At 47.5% G+C, this 19,661-nt stretch carries 3 protein-coding genes; all 3 read left to right on the top strand.

Annotated elements, in window-relative coordinates:
- The first annotated feature begins 156 nt into the window (after positions 1-156).
- A complete protein-coding gene (locus QT992_RS27840; protein ID WP_333378216.1) occupies positions 157-13,110 on the top strand; it encodes a putative Ig domain-containing protein in 12,954 nt (4,317 codons plus the stop codon).
- Between the two features lie 197 nt (positions 13,111-13,307).
- The gene (locus QT992_RS27845; protein WP_333378219.1) at positions 13,308-14,429 is read left to right on the top strand and encodes a HEAT repeat domain-containing protein; all 1,122 of its coding nucleotides are present in this window, start codon (positions 13,308-13,310) and stop codon (positions 14,427-14,429) included.
- A gap of 146 nt (positions 14,430-14,575) precedes the next feature.
- Positions 14,576-19,579 carry a papain fold toxin domain-containing protein gene (locus QT992_RS27850; RefSeq protein ID WP_333378222.1) on the top strand — a complete coding sequence of 1,668 codons (5,004 nt, stop codon included), beginning with the start codon at positions 14,576-14,578 and terminating at the stop codon, positions 19,577-19,579.
- Positions 19,580-19,661: the final 82 nt, after the last annotated feature.

Consider the following 19,661-nt stretch of genomic DNA (forward strand, 5'->3'; position numbering starts at 1 on the left):
ATCTCTTGTTTCATCTGTAGAAAGAATTCTTAAAGAATTTGGAGATAATTATGTAATTAATTTTGCTTAACTACTTACCTGCTGCTGTCCAACGACCAAGCCACACCAACCGCCAACGTTAGCTTCCGCCTCCTCGACAGGGCGAGCGCTACCCCCTTGGTTCTGGACGCAGATATTGAAAGCACCTTTGCCCCCAGCCCTTTTGAGACCGACTTGTACCGCTTTGACGGGCAAGCCGGTCAGTATTTGTACTTTGACGCATTAGATGGTTCGTGGTCTAATACGTGGACTCTCTACGGGCCGGGGGGACAGACGGTTATTAACAGAACGCAGGCACTTAGCGACTTTGAGTTAGCGTTACCTGGTGGTGGTGAGTACCTGTTAGCTTTGCAAGGACACAACGGCAATCCGGCTAACTACAAATTCCGGGTCGTGACACCGACATGGACCACGGCATCTCTTCCCATTGGCACCCCAACCCCAGCAAACAGTACCATCAGCGAGCCTGGGGAACAAGACATTTACACCTTCAATGGAACGGCAGGTCAGCGCCTGTACTTCGACGGCCTTGCAGATAGCGGTTCAAAAAACGTTCGGCTTTTAAGCCCCAGCGGTGTGGAGGTATTCCCCAATATATCGACATCCTGGAACCGCGACTTGTTCGCGCTTCTGGAAACGGGTACTTACCGCGCTGTTGTCGATACCCCTACTACAACATATATCCCAGACACCACCAAAACAGGCGCTTACAGCTTCCGCTTCTTAGACGCTTCTCAAGCAGCGACAATAGTGCTGGACGCCCCCGCTCAAACTTGGACTGTAGCAGCAAACGAAACGCGGTTGTTGCAGTTTACAGGTACGGCAGGGCAAAACGTCTACTTTTTGAATGATGGCAGCAACTGGACGCTTTACGGGCCTGGCAACAGCATCCTGAAACAGAATGGGGCGGGCGATGCAGAATTAACCTTGCCTACCGACGGCACTTACACCGTAGCGCTCGTTAACCCACATAACAGCAGCGTAAATTACCCATTCCAAGCAGTTACTTCTGAACGGACAACAGCCCCCATCGAATTCGGGAACGCGGCAACGGGTGCCATTGGGAAAATGGGCGAACTGGACACCTACACTTTCACGGGTACCGTAGGTCAGCAGCTAGTCGTAGATAGCCTCGTCGCTAACGACCCTTATTTGCGGACGAAAATTTTTAGTCCTAGCGGCAAAGAGATTTACCACCAACAAACAACAGCAGAACAGAAACCAATAACCCTGGAAGAGGCGGGTGCTTACCGAGTTGAAATTAATGGGGATTGGAGAGGCACGGGCAACTACAGTTTCCGCCTCCTCGACACGAAGAGTACCAACCATCCCAGCGTCTTCGACTTGCCCTTTGACCAAAACCAGTCCGGTACTTTAGCTAATGCCCGAGAGCGACAAGTTTATCGGTTTGAAGGAACAGAAGGGCAACACCTGTATTTTGACCTAGCAGGAAGCTGGGATTACTGGAATAAGGGTACGGGTTGGACGCTTTACGGGCCTGACAACCAAGTGATACCTGCGCCCCTCAGCGGGTTGTCGCCGGACTTAGAAGTCAGGCTGCCGGGGAACGGCACTTACACTCTGGTGATGGGTGGCAGCACCAACGTTACCGCCCCAGAGAGTTACCAATTTAAGGTGGTGACACCCGAAACAACTGTATCCCCTTTAACTTTGAGTTCGCCCGTCTCTAGCAGTATTAACGAACCTGGAGAGCGGGATATCTATAAATTTAACGGCAAGCCCGGTCAGCGGCTGTTCTTTGACCGCATCAGCGGCGACAGCAACTTCACTGTTAAGCTGTTCTCGCCCAGCCATCCTACCGATACCGTACTCAACGACCCCAACAGCCCCAGCATCAACAATTATTGGTGGGGGGGCATTCAGCCGACGTGGAGCAGCTATTTGAATGCTGACATGACCGCCCCTATGTTTCTGCAGGAGGCAGGCGAGTACCACTTAGTCATCGACGGTACCGACAATACGACGGGCAATTACAGTTTCCGTTTGGTGGATGTGGAAGACCCGCAAGCAGTACCGCTTTTAAATCTGGATGCCGATATTTCCAATACCCTCGCACCGGGAACCGAGATAGATTTTTACCAATTTAAACCTGCTGTTGGGCAGCCGCTTTATTTCGACTTAGCAGCCAGTACCGGCAGCGACGTTCGCTGGGTGCTTTACGGGCCGGACAACAAGCCTGTCCCTACATCGGGGTGGACTGGTTCTGACTTTGAAATAACGCCGTCAGTCCCTGGCACTTATGTACTTGCCCTTCAGAACAATTCTGCGACTCCCGCCAACTACAGTTTTAAAGTTGCTAGTCCTCCTATTGCTACCCCTATTCCTTTGCAATTGGGTCGCGCTGTATCGGGGACTATTGGGGAAGCAGGAGAAAGAAACGAGTATACTTTCGCGGGAGGGCCGGGGCAGCGGGTATTCTTCGACAGCTTCGATGCCAGCAGCGGTATCCGCTTCAAATTGGTGAGTCCCGGCGGTGCAGAATTTAGTAACAATACTTGGAACGCAGCCAACGGCAATGCTAACTGGAATGCAGCCAATACTGACTGGCCGCCTGCGACTCTTACCGAGTCGGGCACTTACCGTTTGATTGTTGATGGGGACAACAACGCGACGGGCAACTACAATTTCCGCTTGAGCGATCTAACGACGGCAGCTTCTCTGATTGTAGGAACGCCTACCCCCGGCACTCTCGACCCTGGCAACGAGGTGGAACTGTATAAATTTACGGGGACGGCGGGACAAAGGCTGAACTTTGATGTGGCTGTACCTTTTGGAAATAGCGCGGACTGGATACTTTACGGGCCTAACAATCAGCCACTTCCTTCGAGTAGCGGGACGGGTTCGGATTTCAACTTGATGCTGCCGACAACCGGGGAGTACGTTTTAGCGGTTCGCGGCCGCAGCAGTACCCCCGTTAACTACAGTTTTACGGCAACGGATGTTACGCCAGCATCTGTCGCCACGACTGGACTTGGCAGCGTGCAAAGCGGGAATATTGCAGCAGCACAGGTGGTCAATCACACCTTCACAGCTAGTGCTGGCACTCGCATTTACTTTGACAGTCAAGACAGCGACAACGACCCAGTTGAAGTCAAGCTGTTCAACCCTGACGGCAGCCAAATCATCCACATTAACGCCAGCAACGACTGGGGTCACTATCAACTGCTGCAAACGGGGACTTACACTGTGCGCGTGCAGGGGAGCAATGCCACCAGTACGGGTGACTACCGCTACCGCATTCTAGAGTTGCCGTCCGTTACTCCTGACCCCCGCGACAATGAGAACTCCCTGCAAATGGGGGTGACGGTTAGCAAAACTCAAGACCCCGGGCGAACTGCTGAAGTTTACAGTTTTACAGGATCGGCCGGACAAACAATCTTTTACGACGGTATGGTTCCGGGTGGAGGGGCTGAATCTGTTGCCGCCCGCTTGGTTAGCCCAAGCGGTGACACGATATTTCTCAACGATGGTTGGTGGCGCGCGTCGTCAACTGGCGATGCCGGCCCTTATACCTTAAGTGAGTCTGGTACTTACAATTTGTTACTGACTGGGGAACAAGATTCTCCTGCTGACTTCCGCTTCCGAGTGCTGGATTTTGCAGACGCCCAAGACTTGGAACTCAACAAGCGTGTCAGCGCTACTTTGGAGCCGGGAAAACCGGTTCACCTCTACAAGTTTACTGGAACTGCGGGTCAGCGCGTTTTCTTTGACTCAATATCGGGAGGCTGGTCTAATAATTGGATACTTTACCAGCCGGGGCATCAAAACAGCTCGCCAAGGACTGTTGGCATCAACAATATTGCCACGGACTTCGAGGCATTGTTGCCTGTTGACGGGGAGTACGTTTTGGCAGTAATTGGCGACTCTACTACAGCTTCTGCTTACAGTTTCCAAACGCTGTCTGGAAAGTCCGTACCCGCAGTCGTTACTCCCGGGGATGGCGAGACTAGCGGTGCCATCGGTCAGGAATTGGGGACTTACCGCGTCGTCTTGGAAACGAATGACGGCAAAGGTGGTGTTGCCCAGCAAGATTTCCAAGTGCGGGTGGTACCCGAACCTGGAAACAGTTCTCCGACTTTCAACACTTCGGCCGTTACTTCCGGTTATACAAGCGGGCGTTATGTATACGACACGGATGCCAGCGATGCTGACGGAGATACTCTCACTTATTTGCTGGAAGACGCGCCCAGCGGTGCAATTATTGATTCAGAAACCGGCAGAATTATTTGGGCGACTCCCGTCGAGGGTACTCACAAAGTGAGAGTCAGAGTCGAGGACGGTCGCGGCAACGCGGACATCCAAAGTTTTGATTTGTCAATCAGCAGCGTCGTCCCCGGCACGGTTAAGGGCAGCGTGTATCTGGATGCAGACGGAACTGGCACTCGCCGCGTTACCAATCCGGGTAACATGACTCCTGACAGTCGGGTGGTAGTGGACCCGCGCTTTGCAGATAACTACGCCGCCTACAACTTAAATCGACCTGACGGCGTACCGGGCATATTGGGGGCGATGACCTTCAAACGCAACCCGGACGGCACTGTTGACCCCAATACTTTGCTCTTGGGCGGCGGTGCAGCATCTCCTGGAGGTGCCCTGTACGAAGTTAAGGTAGTGCGGGGAGAAAACGGTCATATCATCGGCTTAGACGACGACGGCGACCCAGAAACGCCCTACACTGCCAATTACTTTGCCGACTCTCCCTACAGCGATGCGGGTTTGGTCTACACCCCCGACAACGTACTCTTAGCCAATTTGTGGAAACCGACCGGCATCTATTCCATCACACCGGGCGGCGCCCCCAGTGGTTACTATCCCAGGGCTATGGGCGGCTTGACTTTCGTTCCCGAAGGTTTTCCCGGAGAGGGGCAACTCAAAGCCACTGGTGCCTACCCCAGCAATGGATTCTACACCCTCACCTACACGCGCAACGGCAACTTCCCCGACGGTACGCCCCGCTACACCATCAATCCGCCTAAATTGGAAACAACCGCAGGTGCCGGCCCGGGTGCCTTTGTTTATATGCCAATCTCCGCACCCAATTTTGACAGCGGTGAAGGTTTGCTGATGGCAGAATGGAATGGTGGTGGCATCTATGCTTACTCTATAGATAACGACGGCAATCCCATTCCTTCAACTCGAACTCCTTTTGTTACCAATTATGGGGGTGCCTGGGGCGCAACAACCGACCCGGTGACGGGAGACTTACTCTTCAACGCTTGGGGCGGTTTTAACAACTTAATGGTAGTCCGAGGTTTAGGTAAACCGACAGACAACGAACCGGGAATGGAAAATTGGTTAGTTTATGTCGATAATGACCGCGACGGCATCCGAGATACCGACGAACCCTACACTTACAGCGACGCCAGCGGCAACTATTCCTTCACCCTCGCCCCTGGAACTTATCGCATCGTCTCTCAATTGCAACCGGGATGGACTCAAACTTCTCCAACCAATCCCATTTATCAAGAAGTCACAGTTACCGCCAACAATACGAAATTTGGAGTAGATTTTGCAGCCACAAATTCCAAATTAGCAGGCCCCAATATTGACCCCGAATTTACCAGTACCCCGCCAACAACAGTCAAAGCAGGAGAAAGATTAGTTTACAGGACATCTGCAACTGACTTAAACGACGACGACTTAACCTTCGATTTAGCAGTCGCCCCCAAAGGCATGGCAGTTGCCCCCAACGGTACAATATCTTGGCGTCCCCCACTCAATTCCGTCGGCACCCACGACATCATTGTCCGAGTGAACGACGGCAGAGGCGGCACCGATTTACAAGCCTTCAAAATCGAAGTCCTACCGGGAAACAACGCCCCCGTTTTCACTTCCCAACTGCCACAAAACATCAATCCCGCCGTCAACCAACCATTCCAATATCAAGCCAAAGCCATAGACTTAGATGGAGACGCAATTACCTACTCCATAATTCCCAATTCCAGCAAACCTGTCACCCCCACCAACGCCACAATCAACCCCACCACCGGAGTCGTAAATTGGACTCCCACAACCGCACAACAAGGAGGCGCATTCAATTGGGTTTACGCCGGCGAAGTCGAACCTTGGGAAATCCTGATCAAAGCCACCGACAACAAAGGAGGAGAAGCATTCCAAAGAATCGAATTAACCGTCAGCCCAGCCGCCCCCAATCGAGCACCATCCATCACCTCAACTCCCCGCACAAATACCCGTTTGGGCAAGACTTATTTCTATCAAGTAGCAGCCTCTGACCCAGACGGCAACCCCTTAACATATACTCTATTAAATCCGCCCTCCGGCATGGCATTTGCAACGCCAGCTTCGACGCCCGCCGGCATGACATTCCAAGAAGGATTGATTAGTTGGACTCCCGAAGTATCGCAGCAGGGAACTTATCCAATAACGGTGAGAGTTAGCGACGGCTTGGGAGGTTTAGCCACTCAAACGTTTAACTTAACTGCGGATAATGTCGCTTCAAATCGCGCCCCCAGTATCGATTCTACTCCCGAACAAATTACCAATCTCGCCAAGCTTTATCAATACAATTTGACGGGTAGCGATGCAGATGGAGACAGGTTGCTGTGGAGTTTGGATCGAGCCCCATCTGGGATGGTTGTTGACGCGCAATCGGGCGCTTTACGCTGGCAGCCTAACGCGGAACAAGTAGGCGAACATACTGTTTCTGTAAGGACAATTGACGGCAACGGCGGCTATGCAGTCCAAGAATTTACGCTGGCTGTCAGGGGGATAAACACGCCACCGACTGTGGTTTCGACTCCCCCATCGAAGGCGGCAGTAAATCAGGTTTACGCTTATACTGTTGTCGCGACTGATACCGAAAATGACCCGCTGACTTTTAGTTTGAATAAGTATCCAGTCGGGATGGCAATTGATAGTAACGGTGTTATTCAATGGACGCCGAATTCTACTCAAATTGGACAGCATTCTGTAGAGGTTGCCGTGACTGACTCTTCAGGGGCAATTGCTACTCAAACTTTTACTGTCAATGCCGCAACTACTGCTATCAACCTTTCTCCAGCAATTACTTCCACACCTGTATTTACAGCCTCACCAGGACGCCCTTATACCTACCAAGTAACTGCCGCCGATGCTGACGGTACTATCTCGCAGTACCAGTTATTGCAATCTCCTCCGGGAATGACAATTAATTCGGCTACTGGTGCGATTACTTGGAACAATCCTACTGCTGGAAACCATCAAGTAGTAGTCGGGGCTGTTGACAATTCCGGTACGGGTGCGGCCCAAGGTTTTGAGTTAATCGCCAGGGCTAATTCAGCAGCGGTTATTCCCAACATTCCGATTCAATCTGTTTCGCCCGGTGCAAGTTATCGCTACGATTTGAAGGCGACTGATGCGAATGGAGATTTGTTGACTTTTGCTTTAATTCAATCTCCCAGTGGGATGACTGTTGATGAATTCGGGCGGATTAGTTGGAAACCGACTGCTGCTAATATCGGCAATCATCCGGTTGAGGTTAAGGTGACTGATACTTTTGGAGAAAGCGTTACTCTTTCTTACAATTTAAGCGTCGTTGCCGATAATGTTGCGCCGAAAGTAAGTTTAATTGCTAGCAACAATACTGTCGGTGTTGGGGATTCTGTCACGTTCACGGTGAATGCTGTCGATAACGTGAAAGTTGAATCTTTGGGTTTGACTATCAACGGCACTCCTGTAGTTTTGGATGCACAAGGTCAAGCATCTGTCAAGGTAAATAATTTAGGCAATTTCACGGCAATTGCAACAGCTAAAGATAGTGCTGGAAATGCCGGAACTGCGACTCAAACAGTAGCAGCAATTGACCCCACCGATGTCAACGCGCCTGTTATAAATATCGCCCTGGAAGATGATGCAGAAATCACCGCGCCCTTCAACATCACCGGCACGATTAGTGACAGCAATTTAGCTTACTATACATTGGAAGTAGCCCCGGTTGGTGGCGGGCAAATTCCGGGCGATGGCGGAGGGTTTAAGGAGGTTTATCGGGGAACTGCTGCTGTCAGCAACGGAACGGTTGCGACATTTGACCCGACTGTTTTGGCTAACGGCGCTTACGTTCTCAAGTTCACTGCAATAGATACCAACGGTAACGGTTCGACTACTGAAAGAACGGTGAATGTTACGGGCGATTTGAAGTTGGGGAATTTCCGCTTATCGTTTACCGATTTGACGGTTCCGGTGGCGGGAATTCCGATTAACGTGACTCGGACTTACGATTCTTTGAATGCCAACAATAGCGATGATTTCGGCTACGGCTGGCGGATGGAATTCCGGGATACTGATTTGAAGACTTCTTTGAAGGCTGACCCGATTTACGAAGAATTGGGCATCAATACCGTAGCTTTTGATAGCAAGACTAAGGTGTTTATTACGTTACCTGGTGGTAAGCGGGAAACCTTTACTTTTAAGCCGACTCCGAGTCATTTGAATCAGTATTTAGGGGCTGCTGGGCCGGGGGCTGCGATGTACAAGCCGGCTTTTGAATCTCAAAAGGGTTCGACGATGACTTTGACGGTTAAGGACGCGAATTTGATACGGAATGAGTACGGCGAGTATTACGGGGTGAACGGGCAGCCCTTCAATCCCGAAAATCCTGCGTTTGGTAGTGTTTATGTGTTGACTACCCAAGAGGGATTGGTTTACGAGATTGATGCGAAGTCTGGAGATTTGCTGACTGCTACTGATGCGAATGGGAATAAGCTGACTTTTAGCGATGCGGGGATTGCAAGTTCGACTGGTAAGTCGGTGACTTTTGACAGGGATGTTGCTGGGAGGATTGTGGGTGTTGTTGACCCGGATGGGAAGAAGGTTAAGTACGAATACGATGCGAAGGGGGATTTGGTTGCTGTTAAGGATAGGGAGAATAATGCAACTCGGTTTGTTTATGGAGATGAGGACAGACCGCACTTTTTGACTGAGGTTATTGATTCGTTGGGACGCAGTGGAGTTAAGACTGAGTACGACGATTCCGGGCGTTTGAAACAGATGGTTGATGCGAATGGGTCGGCGGTTGAATTGGTTTACGATCCCAATAATTCTACTCAAACTGTTTTAGATGTCTTTGGCAAACCGACGACTTATGTTTATGATCGCCGGGGTAATATTGTTCAAGAACTGAATGCACTTGGGGGAATTATCAACCGGACTTTTGATGAAGGTAATAGATTACTCACCCAAACCGATCCTCTAGGGAATACGACAAAATACGCTTACGATAGTGCTGGAAACTTAACCTATATTACAGATCCATTAGGGAATACAACCTATTACGCCTACAACAGCTTTGGGCAAGTTTTAAGCATAACAGATCCATTGGGTAACACAATTAGTTATGTCTACGACAAAAGAAGAAATCTTCTTAGCACAACTAATCCAACTGGTCATACAATCAAAGAAACCACTGACTTGTTCGGTAATACCACTTCACTGACTGATGCTAACGGGAATCAAACAAAATTTGAATACGATGCGTTCGGCAACGTTATTCGTCAGAGTGATGCCTTGGGTAATGAAACGACTTATGCCTATGATAGCAAAGGCAATATACTCGCTGAAACTGTTACAGTAACTACTCCCAATGGCTTGCGACAACAGACAGCAAACTGGACTTATAATACCCAAGGTTTAGTTTTGAGTCAAACCAATTCAGCAGGTAATATCACCCGGTACGAGTACGATGCCTTTGGAAATCTAACTGTATTCGTTGAAGAAGGTACGATCGCTCGCCGTACTGAATATCGCTATAATGCTAAAAACCAACTTGTAGAAACTTTGTACGCTGACGGTACATCAGAGAAAAGTGTGTATGACGAAGCAGGTCGTCTGATTGCTGAAACCGATCGAACCAATCAAACAACTCGTTATATCTATAATGCTTTAGGACGGTTAATTGAAACCATTTATCCCGATCTTACATCTGAAAACCTCATAGATAACCCCAGAACAAAAAGCGAATATGATAAAGCAGGTCGCATAACAGCTTCTATCGACGAACGAGGCAACCGTACCGAGTATGAGTATGATAAGGCAGGTCGTCGAACCCTAGTTCGCGATGCACTTGGACGTGAAACTACTTATACTTACGATGCGATGGGGAACCTGCTAACTGAAACGGATGCCCTAGGTCGAACGACAAGGTATGTTTATGACACAGTGGGACGCAGAACAGAAACTTACTTTGGCGATCGCACTGGCGCGATCACCAAATACAATAAAGCAGGACTCAAAGTTGCGGAAACAAATCAAGCGGGTCAAACAACTCATTTTGTTTACGATGCCCTAGATAGACTGGTTGAAGTAATTCATCCAGATAGTACGCCTAACGACCTGTCTAACAACCCCAGAACTAAAACAGAATATAATGAACTAGGTTGGGTTATTGCTTCCATTGACGAGTTGGGCAATCGTACTGAGTACGAATATGATGCAGTAGGTCGCGTGATTGAGTCTCGCAGTAGCTGTGCTTGCCGTCGCAAAACCTACACCTATGACGAGTTTGGAAATCGGATTACCGAAACCGACCAATTAGGACGTACTACTCGGTTTGTATATGATGAGCTAGGTCGCATCCAACAAACTCGTTTTGATGACAACACTTATACAACTAATGTTTACGACGACCTCGGTCGCATCATTTCCACAACCGACCAAGCCGGCAAGAAAACGGCGTTTGAATACGATGTTCGAGGACAACTCGTTGCCGTGGTAGATGCTTTGCAACAAAGAACTGAGTACGGCTACGATTTGAGTGGCAATTTGGTTAGCATTAAGGATACAAACAACAATATTACCCGCTACGAGTACGACAAACTCGGTCGTCGCACTGCTGTAATTTTGCCAAAAGAACAGCGGTCAGAAATCACCTATGATGCTGCTGGAAATGTGTTGAGTGTCAAAGATTTTAACGATCAAAGCGTTACTTACGAGTACGATAAACTCAACCGCTTGGCTGCTGAAAACTTCCCCGATGGAACCTCGCTCAAGTATACTTATACGAGTACCGGACAGCGCCAAACAGTAACTGAAACAAAAGGTGGAATTGCTCGCACTACGACTTATGAATATGACGAACGCGATCGCCTTGTTTCTCGAACTGAACCTGATGGGCGGAAAGTAGAGTATACTTACGACCAAGTTGGCAATATCGCTGCAGTAAAAACTCCAGCCGGTACTGCGATCAACACTTATGACAAGTACAACCAGCTCAAAACTGTGACTGACCCTGACGGTGGATTGACGGAGTACATTTATGACAAAGCTGGTAACCTCATCCGCACACAATTGCCTAACGGTACTGTTGAAATTCGCGAGTACGACAAGCTGAATCGCTTGACTTTTACGAAAAACTTTAGGGTCGATCCTGTATCGGCGCAAGAGGTGGTAATCTCTAGTTATCGCTATGTTCTTAATGCAGCAGGACAGCGGACAAAAGTAGAGGAAAATAACGGTCGGATTGTTGAGTACAGCTACGATAATTTGTATCGATTGATTGAAGAAAAGATTGTTGACTCTGTTGCAGGAAATCGTACTATCCAGTATGGCTATGATGAGATAGGAAACCGCGTGACCCGCAATGATTCAATACAGGGGTTGACAACTTACACTTATGATGAAAATGACAGGTTACTGAATGAAACCATCAACGGTCAAGTCACTACTTACGCTTACGACAACAACGGCAATCTCCTTTCCCGTTTTAAGAACAATACTGATAAAGCAGTCTACACTTGGGATTTTGAAAATCGCTTGATAGGAGCCCAGGTAACAGATGCTTCGGGAACTCGCAATATTGAGTACCGATATGACGCTGATGGGGTGCGGGTGGCAACAATAGTTAACGGACAAGAAACTCGTTATTTGATTGATTCCAATCAGCCTCATGCTCAAGTATTGGAAGAGTATTCTCCCAATGGAAATTTGCAAGCATCTTATGTTTATGGATTGGATTTGGTTTCTACTGAGAGAGGGAGCGATCGTGCGTTCTATCATGTAGATGGGCTGGGAAGTACGAGAGCTTTAACTAATGGCGCTGGCAATGCGATCGACACTTATACTTATGATGCTTACGGTAATTTAATTGGGAGAACGGGCAATACGGTTAATAACTACTTGTATGCGGGCGAGCAGTACGATCCGAATTTAGGGGATTATTACTTGAGAGCGAGGTATTACGATACGGAAACCGGACGCTTTAGTGGCAGAGATCCTTTTGAAGGGCTTTTAACTGAGCCGCTGTCTTTGGCGAAGTATCCTTACGTTCACGGAAATCCGGTGAATGCAACTGACCCTACTGGGCTGTTTATTGACACTCAAGCTACTCTTGCCCTCCACACAGCCTTAATCATTGCACTAGCACAAACCCCTTATTTATCGTTGAGGGTAGAAACCCCTGGCGAACACTTTGTTCCTGGGTATCTAAGAGGGCACGGCACGGGAGCAGACAAAATGGCTAAGATGCCGGTGTCTATAACTCGTGAAACACAAGTCAGTAAAGAAAAAATTGCTCAGTGTATCGCACAAAATGGCAGAAATAATTGTGATTTTGAGGGTTTTCCAGTTATTGTTTGGGGAAGGGAGATGGATGAAGTTACTGACCATACGGAAACAGCTTTAAGTAACGGACTTCCAGCATTTTTAGCGTACATACGACCTGGGTGGCAACGAGAATTGTCCGAAAGTGAAAGACAGGAAATTGTTCAACAAAACCCCGGAGCTAAATATCCTCCCATAGGTTGGTATAATGTGCCAAGGGAATCAGACTGCTACTGGAACCCTTATGGAAGAAATCCTCGCTATTATGGAAAGCAATGTGATGAATATCCTTATTCCTCAACTTTACAAGGAGGGAGAATCAATTACAATCGTGGCAGTGTTTCGCTAAAACTTGTTCCTCAAAATGAAAACGAGCTCCAAGGTCGTTACCTCAGAGATTTTTATCGATATGCCTCCATTTATGCAAACCATCCGCTTAGAGCCTGGTTTGGCGTAGATACACAATCGAGTACATTCTCGTATTGGATAGATAGGAATGGAAATTACCGTTCTCTGTAGAGTGGTAATCTCGAACCTCCCTTTTAAACAACCGTCGCTTTTATTGAGTTTTTGGAGGTACATACCAAGGCTATAAAAAAACTCCGGCATTCACAACATAATCTGACATACCTCATAGAGCGGAAGAATCGCTACATGAAAGATTTTTCCGCTAAAAAATCGAAGGCAATCTCTAAATTTGATAAAAATATCTTCCCATGTCAACCTTAACTCAAGCTTTAAACCGAATTCTCGAATACTTAGAAAAACACAAGCCAAAAGCTGTTTCATTATTACAACCAGGATTGTCTGACAGTGAAATTGAAGAACTTGTTAAGGATTTGCCAGCTCAATTTCCAGAAGAACTTTACGAACTCTACAAATGGAAAAACGGTTCTGCATATGATGCCTGGAACGTTTCTGGAGATAGTCCAGAGTTAGAGCATGTTGCTTACATCTTTAATAAATTTAGTTTTTATCCTCTAGAAGTTGCTATAGGTAACTATCGACCAAAGCTAATTGATTATAGACGCTGGAAAGATATACATAGTTCCAGTTGGCTAGAAATATTTTTTTGTTATATAGGAGAAGTCGGAGGTTTTGTATTTGTTGACGACAGCCAAGAAACCAGTCAAATAATTTTCGCCTATCACAAAGACACTGAGGACATTACCCAGAAATATACCAGCCTCACCAGCATGATGACAACGATAGCAGAGTGTTATGAAACAGGAGCTTATTCCGTAACTAAACATGAAGATTGTACAGTAACAGTAGTTAATGATTATCAAAAAGCTCATCAAATATGGTGCGAACACAATTCAGAAATCGTAGATTCACTACTGGAAAAGCTGCAACCAGAATTGTCTTTGCAATCCTTGACAGACATAGCAGCAGATTTAATGAAGCTAAAAGATCCAAGAACTGTAAAACCGCTAATTCGGGTTTTAGAAAAACCAGCTTTGACTGACGATGATTTAGGCATCCAAGCATTAGCAGCCAGGATTTTGGGAGAATTAGGCGATGCTGGGGCTGTGGAAATTCTCATTAATGCTTTAAAAAACGATAACTGGATGACTCAATATTGGGCAGCAGTATCTCTAGGTCAAATCAAAGATGAACGAGCAACTTACCCTCTCATCGAAGCTTTACAAAATAGTGAGAATGAAGTACGACATATGGCAGTTTGGGCGTTAGGTGAAATCGGAGATTTAAGAGCAGCAGATACTCTAATTGATGCTTTGCGGGATAGCGATGGTAGGGTAAAACAAGCAGCAAGTCAAGCCTGGGATAAACTGGCTGCTAAATTTCCCGAGCTTGATGAAGAAATTCCCTTTTAGTTTATACTTTTGGCGAAAGCGTTACTGTTTCTTACAATTTAAGCGTTGTCGCCGATACTGTTGCGCCGAAAGTAAGTTTAATTGCTAGTAACAATACCGTCGATGTTGGAGATTCGGTCACGTTTACCGTCAATGCTGTCGATAACGTGAAAGTTGAATCTTTGGGTTTGACTATCAACGGCACTCCTGTAGTGTTGGATGCACAAGGTCAAGCATCTGTCAAGGTAAATAATTTAGAAAATTTAACGGCAGTTGCGACAGCTAAAGATGCGGCTGGAAATGCCGGAACTGCCACTCAAACTGTAGCAGCAATTGACCCCACCGATGTCAACGCGCCTGTTATAAATATCGCCCTGGAAGATGATGCAGAAATCACCGCGCCATTCAATATTACTGGCACAATTAGCGACAGCAATTTAGCTTACTATACATTGGAAGTAGCCCCGGTTGGTGGCGGGCAAATTCCGGGCGATGGCGGAGGATTTAAGGAGGTTTATCGGGGAACGACTGCTGTCACTAACGGAACGGTTGCGACTTTTGACCCGACTGTTTTGGCTAACGGCGCTTACGTTCTCAAGTTCACTGCTTTCGATACCAACGGTAACGGTTCTACTACTGAAAGGACGGTGAATGTTGCGGGCGATTTGAAGTTGGGGAATTTCCGGTTGTCGTTTACTGATTTGACGGTTCCGGTGGCGGGAATTCCGATTAACGTGACTCGGACTTACGATTCTTTGAATGCCAACAACAGTGATGATTTTGGCTACGGCTGGCGGATGGAGTTCCGGGATACCGATTTGAAGACTTCTTTGAAGGCTGACCCGATTTACGAAGAGTTGGGCATCAATACCGTAGCATTTGATAGCAAGACTAAGGTGTTTATTACGTTACCCGGTGGTAAGCGGGAAACCTTTACCTTCAAGCCGACTCCGCATCATCTGAATCAGTATTTAGGGGCTGCTGGGCCGGGGGCTGCGATGTACAAACCGGCTTTTGAGTCTCAGAAGGGTTCGACGGTGACTCTGACGGTTAAGGATGCGAATTTGATACGGAATGAGTACGGCGAGTATTACGGGGTTAACGGGCAGCCCTTCAATCCTGAAAATCCGGCGTTTGGTGGGGTGTATGTGTTGACGACGCAGGAAGGACTTGTTTACGAGATTGATGCGAAGTCTGGGGATTTATTGACTGCTACTGATGCGAATGGGAATAAGCTGACTTTTAGCGATGCGGGGATTGCTAGCAGTACGGGTAAGTCGGTGACTTTTGAGAGGGATGCAGCAGGCAGGATTGTCAGTGTTGTTGACCCGGATGGGAAGAAGGTTAAGTACGAATACGATGCGAAAGGGGATTTGGTTGCTGTTAAGGATAGGGAGAATAATGCAACTCGGTTTGAGTATGAAGATGAGGACAGACCGCACTTTTTAACTGAAGTTATCGACCCGTTGGGACGCAGTGGAGTCAAGACCGAGTACGATGAACAAGGTCGCCTCAAACAGATGGTTGATGCCAATGGTTCGGCGGTGGAGTTGGTTTACGATCCGAATAATTCTATTCAGAAAGTTAAGGATGTTTTTGGCAAGGAAACTACTTACGTTTACGACAATCGCGGGAACGTTTTGACTGAAGTCGATCCGTTAGGAAAGCGGATTGACAGGACTTACGATCCGGATAATAATGTCTTGACTGAGACTGTAATTACCACTGAGTTGAATGCTGCCGCCAATCCGGTTGAAGTGCGGCAAACTACTGAGTGGACTTATGACAGTCGGGGAAATAAGTTAACTGAAAAAGACCCGTTAGGGAATGTTTCGCGGTGGACTTATAACAGTCGGGGACAGGTTTTGACTGAAACCGACGCCCTGGGGAATACTGCGACTTACACCTATTCTCCGAGTGGGAATTTGCTGTCAACAAAAGATGCTGCGGGGAAAATTACCCAGCACAGTTATGATGCAAGGGGTCTGCGCCGTTCCACAACAGATGCTAACAACAAAATTACCCGCTATGAATACGACAATTCCGGCAATTTGATTCGCCAAACAGATGCAGAAGGCAACGACACTACTTACACCTACAACAATTTAGGCAAGCGGTTGACCGAAACGAGAAAAGTAACTACTCCTTACGGGTTAGAAGAGTTAGTTACCGAGTGGAAATACGATGCAGAAGGACGGGTAGAATCCGTCATTGACGCCGAGGGTTATCTCACTAAATACGAATACGATGCTAACGACAACCGCACGGCTGTTGTTGATGGCTCGCGACGCCGGACTGAGTACGTTTACAATGAAAAAGGACAGTTGGAAGATATTATTTATCCTGATAAAAATCCCAACGATCCTACCAAAAACCTGAAACTTAACAACACTTACGACGCAGCAGGTCGCTTGGTAACTAGAACTGATGAATTGGGTCGCGTTACTCAATACAAATATGATGACGCGGGTCGCTTGACCGAAACAATTTACCCCGATAAAACTCCTGCAAATGAGTTAGATAACCCCAGAACCCAAGTCGAGTATTACAAAAATGGCAATGTCAAAGCTGAAATTGACGAGCGGGGAAATCGCATCGAATACCGCTACAATGCTAACAACGAACTTGTCGAAATTATCTACCCAGACGGCACGCCCGATACTCTTGCAGACAATCCGAAAACTGTTTACCAATACGACGCAGCAGGCCGCCGGATTAGCGAAACAAATGCTCGCAACCGTACCACTACTTTTGTTTACGATGAATTAGATCGACTCACAGAAACTCGGTTCCCGGACAATACTAAAACAACCGCAACTTACGATGCTTTGGGACGGCGCGTTAGTTCCACTGACCGCAACGGTAAAGTAACGAAATACGAGTACAATGCAGCAGGTAAATTGACTGCTGTCGTCCAAAATTTGAATCAACCGGGTGTTGGATTAATTGAACTCAGGACTGAGTACAGTTATGATGAAGCAGGTCGGTTGACTGGCGTTAAAGATGCCAATACTCGCGTTACTGAATACGAGTACGATTTGGTAGGTCGCCCCTTAGCTACAATTTTGCCCGATGAAAAATGGTCGGAAACTTATTACGATGGGGCTGGGAATGTTATCGGGCTGACGGATTTTAACGGCAACAGCGTTTTTTACGATTACGATTCGGGTTCTGCGCCTTCTGTGGGCAGTCAAAATCCAGTCAGGTACGCTTATACTCCTACTGGAAAGATTGCCAGCATTGTTGACAGTCGGGGTACGACCAGTTACAAGTACGACGAGCGAGATAGGTTGATTTCTCGCACTGACCCTACCGGGCCTTATACACCCAACACTGCGACGATTGAATACGGGTACGATGCTGCGGGAAATATCACTTCGGTTGCTGTTCCTTCCGGTACTACTGATTACACTTACGATGAAAAAAATCGTTTGAAAACGGTAACTGACCCGGATGGTGGACTGACGACTTATTTCTACGATCCGGTTGGCAATCTGTCGCGGACCCAATTCCCGAATGGTGTTGTTGAAACTCGCACTTACGACGATTTGAATCAGCTTAAGTTGCTGGAGTACAGCCGCCAGGGAACGGTATTTTCTAAGTTCGATTACACCTTGGATGCTGCGGGGAACCGCCGCGCTGTTACTGAGTTGAACGGTCGCAAGGTTGAGTACGAGTATGACGATTTGTATCGGGTGACAAAAGAGACGATAACCGACCCTGTTGCAGGAAATCGGACGGTTAGTTACACCTACGATTCTGTTGGCAATCGCTTGAGTCGGAATGATTCTGTTGGGGGAGTTACGACTTATGTTTATGACGGCAACGACCGCCTGCAAAGGGAGGAGTTGAAGCAGAATAATGTTGTCGTCCGCTCTTACGAGTACGGCTACGATGATAATGGGAATACTCGAACTCGGACTCAGAAGGATGCTGCTGGTAATGTTGTTGAAACTGTAACTTACAGTTGGAATAAAGAGAATCGTTTGGTTGGAGTGCAAAGCTCTAATGGGGATACAGTTGCTTACAGTTACGATGCGGATGGAGTTCGGGTTAGCAAGACTGTTAATGGGGTGAAGACTGACTATTTGGTTGACGGCAATCGGGATTACGCTCAGGTTTTGGAGGAACGGGTTAATAATTCTTTGGGTGCGAGTTATGTTTACGGGCGGGATTTGATTTCTCAGGAGAGGGGGGTTAATGATTCGTACTATTTGGTTGATGGTTTGGGCAGTACGAGGGGTTTGATGAATGGTGTTGGTGGGGTTACGGATGTTTACAATTACGATGCTTTTGGCAATTTAATCGGGCGCACGGGAAGCACGGTTAATAATTATTTGTTTGCGGGGGAACAGTATGACTCGAATTTGGGGGGTTATTATTTAAGGCAGCGGTATTACGATCAGTATCGGGGTCGGTTTGCATCCCAAGACCCGTTTGAGGGCTGGATGAACGATCCGATGAGCTTGCATAATTATTTGTATGCTCATGCCAATCCGGTTAATGCGATAGATCCTAGCGGTCTTTCTACTCTTTCGATGGATAGCCTACTCAGTCTTATCGCAACTGCTGGTGCTTTGGTTGCGATCGTCCCGCCCGTGATGAACATTATGTTCACTTTCAGGGAGGGAACGCCGAACGAATTCCCACCCGCACCGCCTCCTTTTCCAGTGCCTCGCCCGTCGGAACCGGAAATTTTGATTAACAGGCCGCCTGCGGATGGGTTTCCTCCGTCTCCCGAGCCTTTCCCGATGCCACAGCCTGAGAAACCTGAGCCTTTGATTACGCGGGTGCCGCTGTTGGGGCTTAAGGAGTATTTGGATAATTATGTTTTTCAGAGTGGCGATTTAAGGAGGGTTGTTAGCGGAATCGCACAGAGATATAAAGTAGGTCAGTGTAGAGAATGTGCTAACGCTATACAAGAATACTTGATTAGCCAAGGAATTCAAGGTACGCGAATCAACTTGACAACTACTGGTAGTCCATACATGTATGATGATGCTCAAAACAGACAAATTACAAACAATTCTTATCATGATGCAATTTCGATTATAATAGAAGGAGAAGAGTTGGTTTTTGACAACTTCAATCCTAGGGGTATTCCCAAGGCTGAGTGGCGAAATAATATATTTACCCCAGGAACTCTGCACGAAGATACGGAGCCATTTTAAGCGGTAGTGAGCAGGATAGACGGAGGAATTGACAGAGAAATCTGCTCCACCTCCGCAAAATATGTCACAATTTTCTATGCAA

It is taken from the genome of Microcoleus sp. T3_D1 (assembly GCF_036700405.1).
Lineage (GTDB): Bacteria > Cyanobacteriota > Cyanobacteriia > Cyanobacteriales > Microcoleaceae > Microcoleus.

Bases quoted from the DNA above. Each gene is read 5' to 3' on its own strand.
- QT992_RS27845 (WP_333378219.1), top strand. From the start codon at position 13,308: ATGTCAACCTTAACTCAAGCTTTAAACCGAATTCTCGAATACTTAGAA.